Source organism: Burkholderia sp. lig30, from assembly GCF_000687455.2.
Taxonomy (GTDB): Bacteria; Pseudomonadota; Gammaproteobacteria; order Burkholderiales; family Burkholderiaceae; genus Burkholderia.
The window spans coordinates 1-1173 of sequence record NZ_JGVW01000006.1; the positions used below are offsets into that span (position 1 = coordinate 1).

Sequence of the window (1173 nt, forward strand, 5' to 3'; positions counted from 1 at the left end):
CCGGTTCAACCGGCAGTTGCACGACGACGAGAAGGCCGCGATTCGGAAAAAGGCTAACGGTGACGAGGATGCGGAGAAGCGGCTGACGCGCGCTGGGTGTTATGCCGTCAAGTGCTGGGCGGAATATGCCGAGGGGAGTGATGCACGAAACAAGAACTTTGTGAGTGAGATCGAGGCTGCGTCGCTGGGGCCGGAACTGAATTGGGTGAACCAACAGCAGGAAGCGGGCTTGTTCGAATACGCGCCGTGGCAGAAGGTTGGCGATGCGTTGAAGAACGATCCAGTCGGGGTGGCGAAGGATGCGGCAAAGGTGGTGCTAGGTGGGGTAACGGCAAAGGCGGGGGCGGCCATTTGTGCGACAACAGGCGCAGGCTGCGCTCTCGGCGGTGGTGGGATGGTGGTCTTTGGTCTAAGCGGCGTGGCTGAAGGAGTGGATGGACTGTATAACCGTTACAGCGGAATCAATTCTCCGGGGGGGAATCCGTTGCGATATGGGTTCAATCAGATATTGCCGGCTGGGTGGGGGGATGTCGCATACGACGGTTCAAATTTTGCGTTTTCTATTCTCGCGCTAAAAGCACCAGTTCCACTAAAAATGGGTTCGTTAGACGGATTGAATCGCCCTGGTTCTATATTTGGTGTAACTGTGCCGCGCATTAACAATAAGACACTGATTCCATTTTCGAATCAGGCTCTTCCATATGGTGCGACGCAAGGTATTCTGCTGTACGGTGTCGGCTCCAAGGGTATGACATTTATTAACGCCATTCGCAACGGTGGAGATGAAAAATGAACTGGAAGAGGCTCTATGCTGCGACGCAAATTTGGTTCGTGGTTTGTCTGATGTCTGTGGCGAGCTCGGGTTTGTATTCCGTCGTTGCGATCGGGGTATGTAGAAAAATATTAAGCCTTGATGCGAATTCTGGTCTGCTATGGGTGGGCGTTCCGTCCTTTATAGCTCTCTTTGCTATACACATTCGATTGTTGCCAAAATGTTTACGCAAGGCCGGGATGCTAAGCGACGAGCCGGAGAAATTCGGCCCGTGGTTCAAATGAAAGTCCAAGGCATGAATCGGAACCTGTCGGCACTTCCGTTCGCCCTGATTTCGCTTGTGGCGCACGCGCAGCAACACGCGCCGACGCCGGTCGATGCCGCTGCGGCCGCGCGCGCCA

At 54.6% G+C, this 1173-nt stretch carries 1 protein-coding gene; it reads left to right on the forward strand.

The features are described from left to right. On the forward strand, positions 1–793 hold a 793-nt coding region (locus LIG30_RS24710; protein WP_235510115.1), incomplete at its 5' end, for a hypothetical protein. Between the last annotated feature and the right edge of the window lie 380 nt (positions 794–1173).